Genomic DNA, 18,256 nt, shown 5'->3' on the forward strand with positions numbered 1-18,256 from the left:
CGATTTCGCAAAGGCGCATGGCAAAGTCTTATATTTGCTGGGATACGCGCGACTTCTCGCCTTGCAGTCCGAAAAACCCGTCCTTATATACCCCATGACCGCAGCCGATGCTGCGAAACCATCCCAGTCGAGGAACTGTCAAGGGAATGCCTGCAGGGGGTTCCGACGGTTCGCTTAAAGGAGAGAGAAGAAATGGCAAAAGTAATTGGCATCGACCTCGGAACCACCAATTCCTGCGTCGCCATCATGGACGGCAAAGATGCGAAGGTGATCGAGAACGCCGAAGGCGCGCGTACCACGCCCTCCATGGTCGCATTTTCCGAGGATGGCGAACGCCTCGTCGGCCAGCCGGCCAAGCGCCAGGCAGTCACCAACCCCACCAATACCCTCTTTGCAGTGAAGCGCCTTATCGGCCGCCGCTACGAAGATCCGACCGTCGAGAAGGACAAGAGCCTCGTCCCGTTCGACATCGTCAAGGGCGACAATGGCGACGCCTGGGTCAAGGCTCAGGGCAAGAACTATTCTCCCGCACAGGTTTCCGCGATGATCCTTCAGAAGATGAAGGAAACAGCCGAATCCTACCTCGGTGAAAAGGTCGAAAAGGCCGTCATCACCGTACCGGCCTACTTCAACGACGCGCAGCGCCAGGCCACCAAGGATGCCGGCCGCATCGCCGGTCTCGAAGTCCTCCGCATCATCAACGAGCCGACCGCTGCCGCTCTCGCCTACGGCCTCGACAAGAAGGACGGCAAGACGATCGCCGTCTACGACCTTGGCGGCGGCACGTTCGATATTTCCGTTCTCGAAATCGGCGATGGCGTTTTCGAAGTGAAGTCCACCAACGGCGACACCTTCCTCGGCGGTGAAGACTTCGACATGCGTCTCGTCGAATATCTTGCAGCCGAGTTCAAGAAGGATCAGGGCATCGACCTGAAGAACGACAAGCTCGCTCTGCAGCGCCTCAAGGAAGCTGCCGAAAAGGCCAAGATCGAACTCTCTTCCTCGCAGCAGACCGAAATCAACCTGCCGTTCATCACCGCCGACGCTTCCGGTCCGAAGCACCTGACGCTGAAGCTGACCCGCGCCAAGTTCGAAAGCCTGGTCGACGATCTCGTCCAGCGCACCATCGCGCCGTGCAAGGCAGCGCTGAAGGATGCCGGCGTCACCGCAGCCGAAATCGATGAAGTGGTTCTCGTCGGCGGCATGAGCCGCATGCCGAAGGTCCAGGAAGTCGTCAAGCAGCTGTTCGGCAAGGAACCGCACAAGGGCGTCAACCCGGATGAAGTGGTCGCTCTCGGCGCCGCCATCCAGGCCGGCGTTCTGCAGGGCGACGTCAAGGACGTTCTGCTCCTCGACGTGACCCCGCTCTCTCTCGGAATTGAAACGCTTGGAGGCGTCTTCACCCGCCTGATCGACCGCAACACGACGATCCCGACCAAGAAGTCCCAGGTCTTCTCGACCGCCGAGGACAACCAGCAGGCCGTGACGATCCGCGTGTCTCAGGGCGAGCGCGAAATGGCCGCCGACAACAAGCTGCTCGGCCAGTTCGACCTCGTCGGCCTGCCGCCGGCACCGCGCGGCATGCCGCAGATCGAAGTCACCTTCGACATCGACGCCAACGGCATCGTCCAGGTTTCGGCCAAGGACAAGGGCACCGGCAAGGAACAGCAGATCCGCATCCAGGCCTCCGGCGGTCTCTCCGACGCCGAGATCGAGAAGATGGTCAAGGACGCCGAGGCCAATGCCGAAGCCGACAAGAAGCGCCGTGCCGGCGTCGAAGCCAGGAACCAGGCCGAAAGCCTCGTGCATTCGACCGAGAAGTCGCTCAACGAATACGGCGACAAGGTTTCCGAGACCGACCGCAAGGCGATCGAGGATGCGATCGCTTCGCTGAAGACCGCCGTCGAGGCCGCCGAGCCGGATGCCGACGACATCCAGGCGAAGACACAGACCCTGATGGAAGTCTCCATGAAGCTCGGCCAGGCCATCTATGAGGCCCAGCAGGCGGAAGGTGGCGCCTCCGAGGGCGGCAAGGACGACGACGTCGTCGATGCCGACTACGAGGAAGTCAAGGACGATAAGAAGTCGGCTTGATCGTCGATTGCCTGATGGCAATACCTCGACCATAGTTGACAGCGTATCCGGCTGCCCTCGTGCAGCCGGAATCCTTTCCGGAGCCGGTTACCTCCATGGCAAAAGCAGACTTTTACGAAACGCTGGGTGTCGGCAGATCAGCTGACGAGAAGGAGTTGAAAAGCGCCTTCCGCAAGCTCGCCATGAAATATCATCCCGACAAGAACCCGGGCGACGCGGAAGCCGAAAAGAAGTTCAAGGAACTCAACGAGGCCTACGAGACCTTGAAGGATCCCCAGAAGCGGGCGGCCTACGACCGCTACGGCCATGCCGCCTTCGAACAGGGCGGAATGGGCGGTGGCGGCTTTGGCGGCGGCGGCTTCTCCTCGACCGGCGGCTTCTCCGACATCTTCGAAGACATCTTCGGCGAAATGATGGGTGGCGGTCGTGCGCGCCGGTCGTCCGGCGGACGCGAACGCGGTGCCGATCTTCGCTACAATATGGAAATCACGCTCGAAGAAGCCTATGCCGGCAAGACGGCGCAGATCCGGGTTCCGACCTCGATCACCTGCGACCTCTGCTCGGGTTCCGGCGCCAAGCCGGGCACCCAGCCGAAAACCTGTGCCACCTGTCAGGGCTCGGGTCGCGTGCGGGCGAGCCAGGGCTTCTTCTCCGTCGAACGCACCTGCCCGACCTGCCACGGCCGCGGCCAGACGATCACCGATCCCTGCACCAAGTGCCACGGCCAGGGCCGGGTGACGGAAGAACGTTCGCTGTCGGTCAATATCCCGGCCGGCATCGAGGACGGCACCCGCATCCGCCTGCAAGGCGAAGGCGAAGCCGGCGCACGCGGCGGACCCGCGGGAGACCTTTACATCTTCCTGTCGGTTCAGCCGCATCAGTTCTTCCAGCGCGACGGCGCCGACCTTTATTGCGCCGTGCCGATCTCGATGACAACGGCGGCGCTCGGCGGCACCTTCGATGTTGCGACCCTCGATGGAACGAAATCCCGCGTCACCGTGCCGGAAGGCACGCAGCCGGGCAAGCAGTTCCGCCTGAAGGGCAAGGGCATGCCGGTCTTGCGTTCGTCGCAGACGGGCGATCTCTATATCCAGATCCAGATCGAGACGCCGCAGAAGCTCACCAAGCGGCAGCGCGAACTGCTGCAGGAATTCGAACAGATTTCCTCCAAGGAGAACAATCCCGAATCGACCGGCTTCTTTGCCCGGATGAAGGAATTCTTCGAGAACTGAGCTTCGCGGGCAGATTTGAAATCAAGAACGCCGATCCGCAAGGGTCGGCGTTTTTTATGCGAGCGACTGGATGGAGGAAGTGGTGAGGATCATCGCAAACACCAGAAGGCATGCCGCCGCCACGCGACGCACCAGAACCGGCTTGATCTCGAACCTTTCCGCGCGGCCGAGCATGCTGCCGAACAGTATCCAGCCATTGGCGGCCAGCAGCACCAGGCCGGCAAACAGCCCAAGCCACGGCAGAAGCTCCAAGGGGCCGCCGTGCGGCATGATGACGAGCGCGATGATCAGCGCCTTGGGGTTCAGCAGCGTGGTGAGGAAGACCTGGCGCAGCGAAATTTCGACGCTGCTCCCAGATTTCTTTTCCGAGGTCCATAGCCCGTAGCTCAGCCACAGCACCCAGACGCAGGCTGCCGCCTTGGCAATCAGCGAGGCCTGAGGATAAGCGGTGAAGAATGGTGCGGCGACCGTCGCGACCGGAACGATGACGGCGAGATAGCCGCCGAGTTCGCCCGCGATAAGCGGCAGCGCCCTTGCCCAGCCGCGGGAAAACCCGCCGAGCGCCATCAGCGTGTTCGTCGGTCCGGGCGTGCAGAGGAGCAGCAGAATGGCGAAGGTGAACTGCAGGAGGGTCATGATCGGCCTGAGGAAACGAGTGTCGCGTCTGCTCTACCAGCTTTTCGGCACTTTCAGTTGACGTCGATCAACCTCGCCCGGCTGCCAATCCCGAGGTTCGTCATTCGCTCCTGCGCCACCTGCCCTATCTAATCGTTCGGGAGCCTTCTCGGCGGCCAAAGTCATATGTGTGGGGGAAAATTCATGGCGGCAGGCACGCGCCACTGGCTTCGAAAAGATGATCCGGATCAGACGAAGGCGAGCTTTCCCGAACTCTTCTTCGACCTTGTCTTCGTTTTTGCGCTGATCCAGCTCTCCGAGACGCTCGCGGCAGACTTCACCTTCGGCATCGCGGCCGAAGCGCTGCTCTTCATCTTTGCCCTCTGGTGGGTGTGGATTCACACGACCTGGGTGACAAACCTTCTCGATACGGAACTCGCACCCGTCAGGTTGCTGCTGTTTACCCTGATGTTCTTCGGGATCGTGCTGGCGATCGCACTACCGAGGGCATTCGGCGACCAGGGCCTCGTTTTCGCGCTTGCCTATTCGGCCATGCAGCTCAGCCGGTCTCTCTTTGCCCTCTACGCCTTCCGGCAAGGAGACGCCGGCTCTTTCATGACCTTCCTCAGGATCACCATTTGGCTTGTCATCTCCGCCATTCTCTGGATTGCAGGGGGGTTATCGGAGCCGCATCTGCGGGTCGTGTTGTGGATGGCAGCACTCGCCTTCGAATATGCCGGTCCGGCGCTGCGCTACTGGCTGCCGGCAATCGGAGCCTCACCGGCGGAAACCCTGGATATCGACGGGGAGCATCTTGCCGAACGCTGCGCGCTCTTCGTCATCATCGCACTTGGCGAAACCATCGTGACCACCGGCAAGAACGCGTCAAGCCATCTCGACGCCGGCGGCACGCCGCTCGTCCTGTGCCTCGCCTTTCTCACCACGGTGCTGATGTGGTGGATCTACTTCCATGACGGCCAGGAAAAGGCGGCCGACAAGGCCGAGGAAAGCCGCGAACCGCAGACGACGGCTCAATACCTTTTCACCTACGGCCACCTGCCGATCGTTGCGGGTATCATCCTGACCGCGGTCGGAGAAGAATTCAGTCTGTCCCATCCTCTCGAACACGGATCCTATCATCACGCGCTCGCCCAGCTCGGCGGGCCAATCCTGTTTCTTGCCGGGGTGATCTGGATGAAGAAAGCGTCGTCCCGCCTGCTGCCTTATTCGCATGTGGTCGGCATCTGTCTGCTTTTCGGCGCATTCCTGCTTGTCCCGCTCGCCGCCAACTTCACGATGCAGGGCATCGCCGCGGCAATCCTGCTTCTCGTGGCCTTGTGGGAATATGTGGCACTCAGGCGCTTCCGCCGTGCCGCCGCCTGATCGTCAGTAATGCGGCGGCCTGGTGATCGGCGGCGCCTCGAGCGACGATTCCTCCAGCGACAGGAAACGCTCCGTCAGCCGGTCGAGCTTGGCGCGGGTCTGCTCGATGACCTTCCATTGCTCGGCGAGCTGGTCGGACAGTTCCTCGATCACCTTGGCCTGGTGCGCGGCAAGCTCCTCCAGCTTGACCAGCCTTTCGTTATCACTCACCCGAAGATCCCTTCGTTGCTTTCCAGACCCTTACGGTATCCGGCATGCCGTCATGAGAGCCGAGCCGCCGCTCCGGTACATCCTCCCACCAGTCGGATCGCATCGCACGCCGTTCGGGGTTTCTCGGATAGAAGATGCGATTCTCGTCCTTGTTTGCCTCGCCGATTACCAGCAGCTCGGCCTCCTGGTCCGAGTTGTTGATGAAGGTATGCGCGAGCCCGGTGCCGGCGGGAAAGCCGACAGAATCACCCGGTTTCAACCGATGGACTTCCCCATCCAGCCATACTTCCGGCGTGCCCGCGATAACATACACGAACTCCTCCTCCAGGCTTTCGGCATGCGGAAAAGAGGTGCGGCGGCCGGGAGGCACGCGGAGATGATGGATGCCTAGTCGCGTCAGCCCCAGATGCCGTGCCAGCGGCGCGCCGATCGCCATAAGCTCGTCGTCGCCGCTGTAACGCTTGTTGTCAGGTCCTTCGATCTCCGCCCAATGGACGATGCAGGAGCGGTCTTTATCGGTCATACGCGGCCTCCTTCGGAAACCGCGCGACATTAGCCGAGAGAAACCCACGGGTCCATGTTGATCTCTCACGCCCCGCCGATAGCCATGGTGATGCGACAAGCCCGCTCGCGGGCAGGAAATGCGTACGCAGCCTCAATGTTCTCAATCGCTTGTCTCTTTGTTCATCCCACCCTCCGCACCCATGCCTAAAATCTCTCCGCTTCCGTCGCCGGAGTGTTTCGCGAGACGTTCGCGGGCAGGCGGGAGCCGGCGCTTTCATCAAAACCGTAACGTGCGGGGACGGTGGAAGAGGTGAAAGCCACGGAGTGCTCGTCGAAAGACGAACATTCCTATCAAGCCTCCCCCGGACAGCCATGTCCGGTTCGGTATAGCCGTCCAAGTGGCAAGGTTTCCCGAAAGGAAATCGCAAATGAAGCCACGCAGCGAGGCGAGGTGATCACCTGTAGGGACCGGAAGTTCCGAAAAGACGCCGAAGGCCACGCGAATGCGGAGCCACACTATACAATTCCAATGAGGTTCCGCATTCGTGTGGGCTCTCCAAAACACGGGCAAAAGCTGTCGCGTGAAGGCAAACGCTTGCGTTCCTTCGCCCGAGCCCTTAGCTCCTGTCCCAGAACGAACAAGAATTCCGATGGCGCAGAAGACTTTTCTCTCCCGGCTCAAGCTCACCGACTTCCGCAATTACGCGGACGTGTCGCTGACCCTCGATGGCAGGCACGTGGTGCTCACGGGCGAGAATGGCGCCGGCAAGACCAACCTTCTGGAAGCAGTCTCCTTTCTCTCTCCGGGACGCGGCCTTCGCCGCGCCGTGCTCACCGATGTCAGCCGCGTCGGAGCATCCGGGGGCTTTACCATCTTCGCCGGCGTCGACGGCATGGAAGGCGAAGTCGCGATCGGCACCGGCATCGAGGCTGCAGATGGCGAGAGCGTCGCCCGCAAGATACGGATCAACGGGACGCCGGCGAAATCGACGGAAGAGCTTTCCGATCACCTGAGCGTCCTTTGGCTGACCCCCGCGATGGACGGCCTCTTTACCGGCCCTTCCGCCGATCGCAGGCGATTTCTCGACCGACTGGTGTTGTCGCTGGACCCTGCTCACGGTCGCCGCGCGAGCGATTTCGAACGCGCCATGCGCAGCCGCAACCGGCTGCTGTCCGAAGGACGCTTCGACCCCGCCTGGCTTTCCGGTATCGAAACCCAGATGGCGGGTCTCGGCATTTCGATGGCTGCCGCCCGGCAGGAAATGCTGGGCCTGCTGCGAACGCTCTCGGCCGGGTCCGGCGAGACACCCTTTCCGACTCCTGTTCTGGCTCTTGAAGGTTTCATGGATAGCTCCTTCGACCGTCCCGCGGCCGAGTTGGAGGAGGAGTATCTGGAAATGCTGCGGATCAACCGCGGGCGTGACGCCGCCGCCGGCCGTACCCTTGACGGCCCGCATCGTTCCGACCTGCTGGTTCGGCACAGGGAAAAAAACATGGAGGCCGAGCGTTGCTCGACCGGCGAGCAGAAGGCTCTGCTGATCGGCCTTGTGCTGGCGCATGCGCGGCTGACCGCCGATATGACCGGCTATGCGCCGGTCCTGCTTCTCGACGAGATTGCCGCCCATCTCGACGAAGGCCGCCGCGCCGCTTTGTTCGACCTGGTTCACGGTCTGGGCGGCCAGGCCTTCATGACCGGCACGGACCGGAGCATGTTTTCGGCCCTCTCCGACCGCGCGCAATTCTTTACGGTCACCCACGGCGCTGTCACATCCTGAGTTACACGGATCTACCGGCGGTGCTATGATGTCCTCATGGACAGCTTGACGCCTGAAGAAATCGAACGTTACCGCCGCCACATCCTGTTGCCGGAGATCGGCGGCACGGGGCAGCAGAAGCTCAAGAATTCTCGCGTGCTGGTGATCGGAGCCGGGGGCCTTGGGGCGCCCATCCTGGAATATCTCGCCGCAGCCGGTGTCGGTACACTGGGGATCATCGACGATGACCGCGTTTCGCTTTCCAACCTGCAGCGACAGGTCATTCACGATACCGGCACGGTTGGGGAGATGAAGACCCGAAGCGCCCGGCAGACGCTCGCGCGGCTGAACCCGCATGTCCGGATCGTGGATTTCGAGGAGCGCTTTTCGGTGGAATGGGCGGCGCGGCACCTGCTGAGCTTCACGCTCCTGATCGACGGCTCCGACAATTTCGATACGCGTTATGCGGCCGCCGATGCCGCCGAACTGGAAAAAATCCCTCTCGTCACCGGCGCGGTCGGTCGCTTCGACGGATCGCTGACGGTGCTCAAGCCCTACGAGGCCGGGCGAGACGGTTCGCTCAATCCGACCTATAGAGATCTTTTCCCGGAAAAGCCGCCGGAAGGCCTGATCCCGTCCTGCGCGGAAACGGGCGTGCTCGGAACGCTTACCGGGGTCATCGGCACGCTGATGGCCATGGAAGCGATCAAGCTTATCGCTGGCATAGGCGAACCGCTGGTCGGTCGTCTGATGCTCTACGATGCGCTTTCGGCGCGTTTCGACGTGATCAAGTACAAGCGCCGCACGGCAAGAGCTGCCGCCGAATGACGAACCCCGAAATGATCGAGATCGTCCGGATCGGCGAGGATTTCGGCCGCTGGCACGAGCTTCTTGCGCTTATCGTGGCCTCCTTCGCCTATATGGACGAGGTGATCGACCCGCCGTCTTCCGCTCACCGGCTGACGCCGTCTTCCCTGGCGCAGAAGGCACGGGACGAGATCGGCTTTGCGGCCGTCGAAAACGGAAAGCTCATCGGCTGCGTCTTCTTCAAGCTGGAACCGGCCTCTCTCTATGTCGGCAAGCTCGCCATTGCCCCCGCCCATCAACGAAGAGGACTTGGCCGACGGCTGCTGACGGTGGCGGAGGAGACCGCCAGGAATAATGGCCTGCCGGTGCTGCGGCTTGAGACCCGGATCGAACTCGCCGGCAACCATCTGGCTTTCTCAAAGTGGGGATTCGAAAAGACGGCTGAAAACTCCCATCCCGGCTATAACAGGGTGACGTCGATCGAAATGCAGAAGCGGCTTGCCTGATCAGTTGCGGCCCGGGAGCACCCGGTTCGGCGGCCGGTGCCCGTCGAAGAAGGTACGGATGTTGATGATCACCTTGTCGCCCATGTCGATCCGCCCCTCAAGCGTCGCCGAGCCCATATGCGGCAACAGCACGACCTTGCCTTGATGGGCGAGCTTGACGAGCTTCGGGTTCACCGCCGGTTCGTTCTGGTAGACGTCGAGGCCGGCGCCATAGATCTTGTGGTCGCGCAGAAGCTGGATCATCGCCGCTTCGTCGATGATGTCGCCACGAGCGGTATTGACGATGATCGCGCTCGGCTGGATCAGCGCCAGCCGGCGGGCCGAGAGCAGGTGAAACGTCGCGGGCGTCGACGGGCAATTGACCGAGATGATGTCGACCCGGGCAAGCATCTGGTCGAGGCTGTCCCAATAGGTCGCCTCCAGTTCCTCTTCCGTCGCCGGGTTTACCCGCTTGCGGTTGTGGTAGTGGATCGACAGGCCGAAAGCCTTGGCGCGGCGCGCCACCGCAGTTCCGATCCTGCCCATGCCGACGATGCCGATCCGCTTGCCCCAGATCCGCCGCCCCAGCATCCAGGTGGGGCTCCAGCCGCCCCAGTCGCCGGGCTTGTCGGTCAGGATGCGCGAACCCTCCACCAGCCGGCGGTTGACCGCAAGGATCAGCGCCATGGTCATGTCGGCCGTATCCTCCGTGAGGACATTCGGCGTGTTGGTGACGGTGATGCCCTTCTTGGCCGCGGCATCCACGTCGATGTGGTCGATGCCGTTCGAAAAGCTGGCGATCAGCTTCAGCTGCGGACCGGCTTCCTCGATCAGCGCCTCATCGATGCGATCGGTCACCGTTGGCACCAGCACGTCGGCGGTCCGCATCGCGGCCACGAGCTCATCGCGGGAGCGCGGGGTGTCATCGGTGTTGAGTTCGGCCTCGAAGAGCTCGCGCATGCGGGTTTCCACCGCGTCCGGCAGCTTGCGAGTAATGTAAACCGTGGGTTTCTTCTTCGCCGTCATGCAGCTCTCTGTCTGGCCTTTTAGGAGGTCCTTAACCAAGTCGCGCGATATTCGGGTTCATCCAGGGCGTTTTCTACCAGACCCGTTGGCGAAGACAAACAAAACCTCGCACGGTCTGCGTGGCGCCCGATGGTCCTTCAGCCGGAACCAAGCCCATGCGTCGCGTCATTCTTCGTGCCTTTACCGTTTTCACTCTCGCTTTCGCCACCTGTCTCTCCGCTTCGGCCATGGCTTACGCACAAGGCGCGAAAGGCGCCAGTGGCCTGCCGCTGCCACGCTTCGTCAGCCTGAAGTCCAAAAAGGTGAATATCCGAATCGGTCCGAGCACCGACTACGCCGTCTCGTGGATGTACATGAAGTCCGGGACGCCGATGGAAATCATCCAGGAATATGAAAACTGGCGGCGCGTCCGCGATGCCGAGGGCACGGAAGGCTGGGTCAACCAGGCGCTGCTGTCCGGAGACCGCACAGCCGTCGCCGCACCGTGGATGCGCGGCAAGGGCAAGGACATCTACGTCAACATGCGCCGGGATCCGCAAAGCAGCGCCGCCATCACCGCCAAGCTGGAACCGGGCGTCTTTCTGAAGGTGGAGGAATGCAACGGCGATTGGTGCCGCGCCGAAGCGAACGGCACCGAAGGCTGGGTCTCCCAGGCCGAGATCTGGGGTGCCTATCCGGGCGAAGCCTTCAAATAAGGCCTTCCTCCCGGGCGGCCTCCTGAAGCGATACCATCGGCCGGGGGCCGATCTGCTGGATGCAGATTGCGGCCGCAAGGCAGCCGAGCTTGCCGCAGTCTTCGAGCGGGCGGCCCTGGGTGTAGCCGAACAGGAATCCGGCCGCGAAGAGATCACCGGCTCCAGTGGTATCGACCAATTCCCTGATCGGATAGGCCGAGACCTTCACCCGTTCCTCACCGCGGAGGATGATCGCGCCCTCTTCGCTGAGGGTCACGGCTGCAAGCTTGCAGTCCCGCGCGATGTTCTTCAGTGCCAGTTCGAAGTCTTCGGTCTCGTAGAGGGAGAGCGCTTCCTGTTTGTTGGCGAAGACGATGTCGACCGTGCCGGAACGCATGAGATCGAGGAATTCCGCGCGATAACGGCCGACGCAGAACGGATCGGAGAGTGTCATGGAGACTTCCCGGCCATTGGCGTGCGCGATTCTGGCGGCTTCGCGAATCGCTTCCTTGGCCCGCGGCGGATCCCAAAGATATCCTTCGAAATAGGTCACCTTCGCTTCGGCCACGACATCGGCTTCGACATGTTCGGGGCCGAGATCGACACAGGCGCCGAGATAGGTATTCATCGAGCGCTCACCGTCGGGGGTGACGAAGATCATCGAACGAGCCGTCGGCGGATTGGTGCCTTCCGGCGTCGTCTGGTAATAGACGCCCTGAGCACGAATATCGTGCTGAAAGATATGGCCCAGCTGGTCTACCGCGACCTTTCCGAAATAGGCTGCCTTGCCGCCAAAACCAGCAATGCCCGCCGCCGTGTTGCCGGCCGATCCGCCCGAAGCTTCGACTGCCGGACCCATCTTCGAATAGAGAAGTTCGGCGCGTTCGCTGTCGATCAGGTTCATGGCCCCTTTGATGATCGAATTCTCGCTCAGGAAACTGTCTTCGCAGCGGGCGAGGATATCAACGATGGCATTGCCGATCGTCAGCACGTCGAACTTGGGCATCCGGTCTTGGTCCTTCCTGGAAACTTTACCGCGGGAAGCGGTAGTCGGGTTTTCAGACGATTGAAAGAAAAAACAGCCCCGACCCCACAAAAACGGGGCTTTGACCTGCGTCATGTCGCTGTCACGATTAGGGGCTATAGAATGTAGCCATCCGGTTGTGTTGCCGACCACGGATGAACTGGCGGCAGACAATCCGGAGCCTGGACGAGACCAGGAGGGAAAGCGGGGTATTGCCCCGCTTTTTGTTTTGTCCTGTGCCGCGGTCTCTGCCCGGAAGGGTCTCTCCAGCCGCGAAACGCATTTGTCGCAGCCTCCCACATGCGGTAGAGGCATAGGAAATCCTCTGCGAAAGCCTTTGCCTTGTCCTCCGTCTTCGTGAATGTCGTGCCCGTCTTCATCCTGATCCTGATCGGCTGGATGACTGCCAAGATCGGCATCCTCAAGCAGGAAACCGGCGACGCGCTCGGCGAGTTCGTGTTCAAGATCGCGGTGCCCATGCTGATCTTCCGGACGCTTGCGGACGCGCATTTCGAGGGAGTTTCGCCGTTCCGGTTGTGGGCCGCCTATTTCTTCGGCGTTGCCGGCACCTGGACCGTCGGCCATCTCCTCGCCACGCGGCTTTTCGGTCGTGATGCCAAGGTGGGGATCATTACGGGCATGTCCGCCTCGTTTGCCAACAACGTCTTCATCGGCCTGCCGCTGGTCGCAAATATCGTCGGCAAGGACGGGCTGGTTGCGATCTCCATCCTGCTCGCGATCCACCTGCCGCTGATGATGGTGGCGGGCACGATCCTGATGGAAGGAGCTGTCTCGAAGGTCGACGGGGGAAAAAAACGCTCCATCGCCGAGATTCTCAAACAGGTTGGCTCGAACCTCGCCCGCAACCCGCTTGTGATCGCGCTTGTGATCGGGGTGACCTTCAATTTCCTCGACCTGCATCTGCCGGTCGCGATCGCGATGGTCATCGATCATCTGTCAGCGGCAGCCGCGCCCGTGGCACTGATCTCGATCGGCATGGCGCTGACGCAATATCCGATTCGCGGGGATATCGGCCTTTCCGGAACGGCCGCCATCCTGAAACTGCTGCTGCTGCCGGCGCTCGTCTTCCTGATGAGCTATCTCCTCGCACTGCCTCATGACTGGGCGGCGGCCCTGGTGCTGACCTCCTGCGTGCCGACCGGCATCAATGCCTGGCTGATCGCCCAGCGCTTCCGCTCCGGCCATGGGCTCGCAGCCTCGGTCATCAGCATCACCACGGCCTTCGGTGTCGTTACCGTCAGCTTCTGGGCCTGGCTGCTGAGCTGACGCCCTTCAGCAGGTGGAAATCGTCAGAAACAAAAATGCCCGGCTGATCAAGCCGGGCATTTCAAATGGAATTCGTCTGCACCGATCAGTTGGTCGCAGGCGGAGCGGCCGGAGCGGCGTTCGGATCCGGAAGCGGAGCGGGGCTGTCGGCCTGTTCACGCAGATAAGCGAGCAGATTGGCGCGCTCGGTGTCGTTCTTCAGTCCAGCGAAGCCCATGGCCGTGCCCTTCACATAAGCCTTGGGAGCAGCCAGGAAGTGATTCAGGTGCTCGAAGGTCCATTTTTCGGCACCCCCCTTGGAGAAATCCTTCATCGGAGCCGAGTAGGCGAAGCCTTCATGCGAGGCGATCGGACGGTCGACGACCCCCCAAAGGCCAGGCCCGACCTTGTTCGCGCCTCCCTTTTCGACCGCATGACAGCTCTGACACTTCTTGAAAACAGCGGCACCGGCCGCGGCATCGGCCTTGGCCATAAGCTGTCCCACCGGAACGGCAGCCGGAGCAGCTTCGCCACCGCCTTCGCCGGCCGCAGGCTCCTCAGCCGCGACGATAGCAAAGCCTTCCTTCTCAGGTTCCGGCGCGTGAAATATCCCTTCCGAGGCAATCGACACCGACATCATGACGAAGACCGTAGCAAGCAGGGCGCCTGCCGCCATGTTTACGTAGGGATTCATCCGCAACCGCTCCTTTGCAACCGCCTGTCACAAGGCGGGCCATCTTGAAATTGCGCGGAACCTATGTCTTTTGCATCTTTGTTGCAACACGATAATCATCCCGCCCTTGAGACTTTTTGACACTGTTTCAGCGGGAATAGAAGGGTATCCCCATGAAGTACTCGGCTTTTGACCGGACGCTGGTGCTGATCCCGGCGCGCATGGCCTCCACGCGGTTACCCGGAAAACCTCTGGCTGATATTGCAGGCCTGCCAATGATCGTACAGGTTGCAAAACGAGCTCAGGAAGCCGAAGCAGGGCGAATCATCGTCGCGGTGGACGACCAGGCGGTCTACGATGCGGTGGCTGCAGCCGGCTTCGAAGTCGTCATGACGCGCCAGGACCATCAATCGGGATCGGACCGCATTTTCGAAGCGGTGCAGAAGGCCGACCCGAATGCCGAGATGGAGTTCATCATCAATGTTCAGGGTGACTTGCCGACGATAGAACCGGAGGCCGTTCGCGCTTCGCTTCGCCCGCTCGAAAATCGGTCGACCGACATTGCAACGCTCACCGTGGAGATCACCGACGAGCATGAAAAGACCAATCCCAGCGTCGTGAAAATCGTCGGCTCACCGCTGTCGGAAACCCGGCTGAGGGCGCTTTATTTTACGCGCGCCACAGCACCCCATGGCAACGGGCCGCTTTACCATCACATCGGGCTTTACGCTTATCGCCGTGCCGCACTCGAGAAATTTGTATCTCTCGGTCCTTCGGTGCTCGAAAAGCGCGAATCGCTCGAGCAATTGCGCGCGCTCGAAGCCGGCATGCGGATCGACGTCGAGATCGTTGACTCGGTACCCCTCGGTGTCGATACTCCGGCCGACCTTGAAAAGGCGCGGGCGATCCTTTCGGCACGCGCGTCCTCCTGACGGATACTCCAATGAACGCAGTCACCAATCGCATCGCCTTCCAGGGCGACAACGGCGCCAATTCCGACATGGCCTGCCGGGATATGTTCCCGGCCATGGAGCCGCTTCCCTGCCCGACCTTCGAGGACGCTTTCCAGGCGCTCGAAAACGGTGACGCCGATCTTGCAATGATCCCGATCGAGAACACGATCGCCGGCCGGGTTGCCGACATTCACTACCTGCTGCCCGAGTCCCGGCTTCATATCGTCGGCGAATATTTCATGCCCATCCGCTTTCAGCTGATGGTGCTGCCCGGCGTTGCGCGGGAGGAGATCCGTACGGTTCACAGCCATATTCACGCGCTCGGCCAATGCCGAAAGATCATCCGGGCGAACGGCTGGAAAGCGGTGGTTGCCGGCGACACGGCCGGGGCCGCAAAGCTGGTTTCCGAAAAGGGGGACCGCACCATGGCAGCGCTTGCGCCCCGGCTTGCAGCCGACCTTTACGGTCTTGAGATCATCGCGGAAAACGTCGAGGACACGGAAAACAACGTGACCCGCTTCGTCGTGCTGTCCCGCGACGAAAAATGGGTACAGCGCAACGATCCGTCGGAAATCATCGTCACCACCTTCGTCTTCAATGTCCGCAACATTCCGGCCTCGCTCTACAAGGCAATGGGCGGCTTTGCGACGAACGGCATCAACATGACCAAGCTCGAGAGCTATCAGCTCGGCGGCAAGTTCGTGGCGACCCAGTTCTACGCGGATATCGAAGGCCATCCGGACGATCTGCCGGTACGCCGGGCGCTCGAGGAGCTGCGATTCTTCTCGGAAAAAGTCCGTATTCTCGGAACGTACAAGGGCCACCCCATGCGCGGCGCCCTGCAAAAGGGGTGATCTCCTCTTCTCCCAGCGGGAGAAGAGGAGCCACGCTTTCCGGCTCTACGGAATTACTTATCCGGCTCACAAACCCGGATGCGGTGTCCATTCGGATCGAGGATTACGAAGGTCGGGCCGAAGTCCAAGGTCGTCAGTTCCTGCGCGATCCGGTGACCAGCAGCCTTCCACTTTTCATACTGTTTGGCGACGGCGCCCTCGCCGTCGACCATGATGCCGATCTCGCTGCGGCTGCCTTGCCCTGTCGGCTGCGGCAAAACCTTGCTTTCCGCCCAGAGGCCCAGGAAGAAGCCTCCGTCGAGGGGGAAGGATGCAAAATTCGGCGCTTCGACCGCCGGTTCGCGGCCGAGCAGATCGCGGTAGAATGCGGTACTTTTCGCCGTGTCTTCGACGTAAAGCAGGATGAGGTTGGGATTTGCCATGTCAGTGCTCCTTTGTTTGGGACTGACCGGAAACTAATCTCACCCTACTGTCAGATAATGGCAGTAGCGATCAAGGCGGGGCTGGAATGCCCTGCGCCTGGCGCCACGCCTTCAGCAACACCTGCCGACGGCGCGGATAACGCTTTTCCAGGGAGCTGGCCGATGTGATGCGATCGGTGCGGAAATGGCGAAAGCCCTGCCTCACCTCGCACCACGCCACCATCACCCGAACATTGTCGAAAAAGCCGAGCGCGAAGGGCCAGACGTTGCGGCGAGTCAGTGCGCCTTTTTCGTCCTCATAACCAAGATCGAGAATGTGCTCGGCCCGGATGGCCTTGCGGAGCAGGGCGAGATCGGCCTTGTCCTCATGGCGGCGCGGGGCGCCGACGAGGAGCGTAGAGGTATCGAGTTCTTCCTTCAGTTCCGGCGGCAGGACCGCAGCGATCTTGGCAAGCGCATCGACAGCGCCGGCCGCGAGCCGTGAATCGGCCGTCTTCGCGACCCAGCGCGAGCCCAGCACGAGTGCCTCGACTTCCTCTTCGGTGAACATCATCGGCGGCAGCATGAAGCCCGGCCGCAGCACGTAGCCGACGCCCGCCTCTCCTTCGATGAAGGCGCCCTGCGCCTGGAGGCTCGCGATATCCCGATAAAGCGTGCGAAGGCTGACGCCCGTTTCGGCGGCGAGCTTTGCGCCGCTGACGGGCTGCCGATAACGCCGGAGCGTCTGAAGAAGGGTCAGCAGACGCTCCGAGCGGGCAACAGTCATCAGATTGAAGTTTCCAGCACTACGCTTGAACTCAGCGCGTTCGTCCTTCGGGATGATTCACAGGATCATTCCGTCGGTTTCGCCGACCAGTCCTCACCCCACTCGATCCAGTCGCGCAGCAGCCGATGGGCTATCGCGCCTTCGACCGGTGAGAAATAGGGACTGCCGGGGCCTGCCTCCAGCATGGCGGCCGTTTCCGCCCGGCCAAACCACCGGACGTCCTGCATTTCCTGAGGATCGATCTTGATGTCGACCGACCTGGCTTCGGCGTAACATCCGATCATCAGCGAATGAGGCATCGGCCAGGGCTGCGACGCGTGATAACGGACGCGACCGACCTCGATACCCGCCTCTTCAAAGGTTTCTCGGCGGACGGCATTTTCGATCGTCTCGCCAGGCTCGACGAAGCCGGCCAGGCAGGAATACATGCCTTCCTGGAAATGGTGGCTGCGGCCAAGCAGGCAACGATCCCGCTCCACGTCGATGGTCAGCATGATGACCACCGGATCGGTTCGCGGAAACATCATGTGTTCGCATTTCGTGCAGACGCGCTTGTAGCCGCCGATCTTCATCTCCGTCGGCGAACCGCACTTGCCGCAAAAAAGATTTGCCGAATTCCAGTTGAGAAGCGCGACAGCCTGGGCGACTTCGCCGAGCAGTTCGCCCTCGATCAAGGAATCACGGAAAAGCGCCCGCGCCTCCGTGGGCTTGTAGTGGCTTGCCAGCTCTTCCGCGGGAATGAGAACGGGCACGGCGATGCGAGGCTCGCCGTTTTCCTTGTAGCCGAGCAGGACGGCGCCATCGAAATCCGGCTTCAGTTCCGCAAGCTCGTAGGCCGAAAACAGCGGATCGAGAATCTGGCCGTCATGTTTGAGGATGAGCCGGCTGCCGCTGAAGGCGAGGATATGGGTGCCTTCGACGGCCAGCGCCTTCTCCACGCAATCATCCGCGCGATATTCGGCCTGCCTGTCGAGCTTGTTGCCGGAAAAGGCAGTGAGTTCGCTCGGCTCGGGGTGAGGTGCATCGGTATCGAAAAGGGTAGCAGTCATGAAAGAGCTTCAACCAGTTTCTTGATGAGATTCTGCTTCTGCGATTGTTCGTAGGGTACCGCCTGACCAAAACCCCAGACGGGGCCGGGCCAGTTCGGATCGCCTTCGAACCGGGCAATGACATGGACATGCAGCTGGCGCACGATGTTGCCGAGAGCGCCGACATTGATCTTGGTTGCGCCCGTGATCTCCCTGAAAGCCGCAGCAACCCGATTGACCTCGACGGAAAGCAGGGCTTGGTCGGAAGGGGAGAGGTCAAAGATCTCGCTCATGCCGTTTCGCTCAGGAACCATGACCAGCCAGGGCCAGCGGCTATCGTTCTGGAGACGCAACTGGCAGAGGTCCAGCTTTTTCACGAGCTCGGAATCCTTGTCGATCCGTCCGTCCAGTTCGAATGCGCTCAAGCTTTCCTCCCGTGTGTTTTCTGTTCGATAGCAGTTTTTTACAGGTCTGGCTTGCATTTGG

General features: G+C 61.3%; 20 protein-coding genes. 10 read left to right on the forward strand and 10 right to left on the reverse strand.

The annotated features are described in order from the left end of the window. Window positions 1-192: 192 nt before the first annotated feature. Window positions 193-2,094, forward strand: a complete 1,902-nt coding sequence (gene dnaK, locus C5L13_RS13490) for a molecular chaperone DnaK (protein ID WP_105383797.1) — start codon at window positions 193-195, stop codon at window positions 2,092-2,094. A gap of 95 nt (window positions 2,095-2,189) precedes the next feature. Continuing rightward, window positions 2,190-3,326 carry a molecular chaperone DnaJ gene (dnaJ, locus tag C5L13_RS13495; protein ID WP_105383957.1) on the forward strand — a complete coding sequence of 379 codons (1,137 nt, stop codon included), beginning with the start codon at window positions 2,190-2,192 and terminating at the stop codon, window positions 3,324-3,326. A gap of 54 nt (window positions 3,327-3,380) precedes the next feature. Here the strand turns inward: dnaJ and C5L13_RS13500 are convergent, their stop codons facing one another. Continuing rightward, on the reverse strand, window positions 3,381-3,962 hold the full coding sequence (locus C5L13_RS13500) for a LysE family translocator (RefSeq protein WP_105383798.1): 582 nt from the start codon (window positions 3,960-3,962) through the stop codon (window positions 3,381-3,383). Window positions 3,963-4,145: 183 nt separating this feature from the next. Here C5L13_RS13500 and C5L13_RS13505 point away from each other — a divergent pair, with 183 nt between their 5' ends. Then, window positions 4,146-5,324: a low temperature requirement protein A gene (locus C5L13_RS13505; RefSeq protein ID WP_170117265.1), complete on the forward strand. Its 1,179-nt coding sequence runs from the start codon at window positions 4,146-4,148 to the stop codon at window positions 5,322-5,324. A gap of 3 nt (window positions 5,325-5,327) precedes the next feature. Here the strand turns inward: C5L13_RS13505 and C5L13_RS13510 are convergent, their stop codons facing one another. Next, window positions 5,328-5,534, reverse strand: coding sequence for a SlyX family protein (locus C5L13_RS13510; RefSeq protein ID WP_105383800.1), 207 nt, complete (start codon window positions 5,532-5,534; stop codon window positions 5,328-5,330). Continuing rightward, window positions 5,527-6,057 (reverse strand): cupin domain-containing protein, encoded by a 531-nt coding sequence (locus tag C5L13_RS13515; RefSeq protein WP_105383801.1) that lies wholly within the window; start codon window positions 6,055-6,057, stop codon window positions 5,527-5,529. The genes C5L13_RS13510 and C5L13_RS13515 overlap by 8 nt, the downstream gene beginning before the upstream one ends. A 631-nt stretch (window positions 6,058-6,688) precedes the next feature. On the opposite strand from C5L13_RS13515, the gene recF reads away from it, so the two are divergent. Genes recF through C5L13_RS13530 form a run of 3 tightly spaced genes read left to right on the forward strand, consistent with a single transcriptional unit; the run spans window position 6,689 to window position 9,105 of the window. Beyond that, window positions 6,689-7,813, forward strand: coding sequence for a DNA replication/repair protein RecF (recF, locus tag C5L13_RS13520; protein ID WP_105383802.1), 1,125 nt, complete (start codon window positions 6,689-6,691; stop codon window positions 7,811-7,813). A gap of 36 nt (window positions 7,814-7,849) precedes the next feature. Continuing rightward, the gene (locus C5L13_RS13525; protein ID WP_105383803.1) at window positions 7,850-8,620 is read left to right on the forward strand and encodes a molybdopterin-synthase adenylyltransferase MoeB; all 771 of its coding nucleotides are present in this window, start codon (window positions 7,850-7,852) and stop codon (window positions 8,618-8,620) included. A gap of 11 nt (window positions 8,621-8,631) precedes the next feature. Then, window positions 8,632-9,105 carry a GNAT family N-acetyltransferase gene (locus tag C5L13_RS13530; RefSeq protein ID WP_105383958.1) on the forward strand — a complete coding sequence of 158 codons (474 nt, stop codon included), beginning with the start codon at window positions 8,632-8,634 and terminating at the stop codon, window positions 9,103-9,105. Here C5L13_RS13530 and C5L13_RS13535 read toward each other — a convergent pair whose 3' ends face one another. Further along, on the reverse strand, window positions 9,106-10,110 hold the full coding sequence (locus C5L13_RS13535; RefSeq protein WP_105383804.1) for a 2-hydroxyacid dehydrogenase: 1,005 nt from the start codon (window positions 10,108-10,110) through the stop codon (window positions 9,106-9,108). Between the two features lie 155 nt (window positions 10,111-10,265). Between C5L13_RS13535 and C5L13_RS13540 the strand changes: the two genes are divergently transcribed. Next, the gene (locus C5L13_RS13540) at window positions 10,266-10,805 is read left to right on the forward strand and encodes an SH3 domain-containing protein (protein ID WP_105383805.1); all 540 of its coding nucleotides are present in this window, start codon (window positions 10,266-10,268) and stop codon (window positions 10,803-10,805) included. Here the strand turns inward: C5L13_RS13540 and C5L13_RS13545 are convergent. After that, window positions 10,798-11,790 carry an adenosine kinase gene (locus C5L13_RS13545; protein WP_105383806.1) on the reverse strand — a complete coding sequence of 331 codons (993 nt, stop codon included), beginning with the start codon at window positions 11,788-11,790 and terminating at the stop codon, window positions 10,798-10,800. The genes C5L13_RS13540 and C5L13_RS13545 overlap by 8 nt on opposite strands. A 360-nt stretch (window positions 11,791-12,150) precedes the next feature. Between C5L13_RS13545 and C5L13_RS13550 the strand changes: the two genes are divergently transcribed. Further along, on the forward strand, window positions 12,151-13,095 hold the full coding sequence (locus C5L13_RS13550) for an AEC family transporter (protein WP_105383807.1): 945 nt from the start codon (window positions 12,151-12,153) through the stop codon (window positions 13,093-13,095). Window positions 13,096-13,180: 85 nt separating this feature from the next. On the opposite strand, the gene C5L13_RS13555 is transcribed toward C5L13_RS13550, so the two are convergent. After that, complete coding sequence (locus tag C5L13_RS13555; protein WP_105383808.1) at window positions 13,181-13,768, reverse strand: c-type cytochrome; 588 nt, start codon at window positions 13,766-13,768, stop codon at window positions 13,181-13,183. A 152-nt stretch (window positions 13,769-13,920) separates the two neighbouring features. Here C5L13_RS13555 and C5L13_RS13560 point away from each other — a divergent pair, with 152 nt between their 5' ends. Beyond that, window positions 13,921-14,679, forward strand: a complete 759-nt coding sequence (locus C5L13_RS13560) for a 3-deoxy-manno-octulosonate cytidylyltransferase (protein WP_105383809.1) — start codon at window positions 13,921-13,923, stop codon at window positions 14,677-14,679. Window positions 14,680-14,690: 11 nt separating this feature from the next. Next, window positions 14,691-15,554 carry a prephenate dehydratase gene (locus tag C5L13_RS13565; RefSeq protein ID WP_105383810.1) on the forward strand — a complete coding sequence of 288 codons (864 nt, stop codon included), beginning with the start codon at window positions 14,691-14,693 and terminating at the stop codon, window positions 15,552-15,554. 53 nt (window positions 15,555-15,607) lie between these two features. Here C5L13_RS13565 and C5L13_RS13570 read toward each other — a convergent pair whose 3' ends face one another. The 4 genes from C5L13_RS13570 to C5L13_RS13585 form a co-directional block, all read right to left on the reverse strand. After that, window positions 15,608-15,976, reverse strand: a complete 369-nt coding sequence (locus C5L13_RS13570) for a VOC family protein (RefSeq protein ID WP_105383811.1) — start codon at window positions 15,974-15,976, stop codon at window positions 15,608-15,610. A 70-nt stretch (window positions 15,977-16,046) separates the two neighbouring features. Then, window positions 16,047-16,742, reverse strand: coding sequence for a helix-turn-helix transcriptional regulator (locus C5L13_RS13575; protein WP_105383812.1), 696 nt, complete (start codon window positions 16,740-16,742; stop codon window positions 16,047-16,049). Between the two features lie 65 nt (window positions 16,743-16,807). After that, a complete protein-coding gene (gene nudC / locus C5L13_RS13580) occupies window positions 16,808-17,791 on the reverse strand; it encodes an NAD(+) diphosphatase (protein WP_105383813.1) in 984 nt (327 codons plus the stop codon). Then, complete coding sequence (locus tag C5L13_RS13585; RefSeq protein WP_105383814.1) at window positions 17,788-18,252, reverse strand: HIT domain-containing protein; 465 nt, start codon at window positions 18,250-18,252, stop codon at window positions 17,788-17,790. The genes nudC and C5L13_RS13585 overlap by 4 nt, the downstream gene beginning before the upstream one ends. Window positions 18,253-18,256: the final 4 nt, after the last annotated feature.

The organism is Neorhizobium alkalisoli, from assembly GCF_002968635.1.
GTDB classification, from domain to species: domain Bacteria; phylum Pseudomonadota; class Alphaproteobacteria; order Rhizobiales; family Rhizobiaceae; genus Neorhizobium; species Neorhizobium alkalisoli.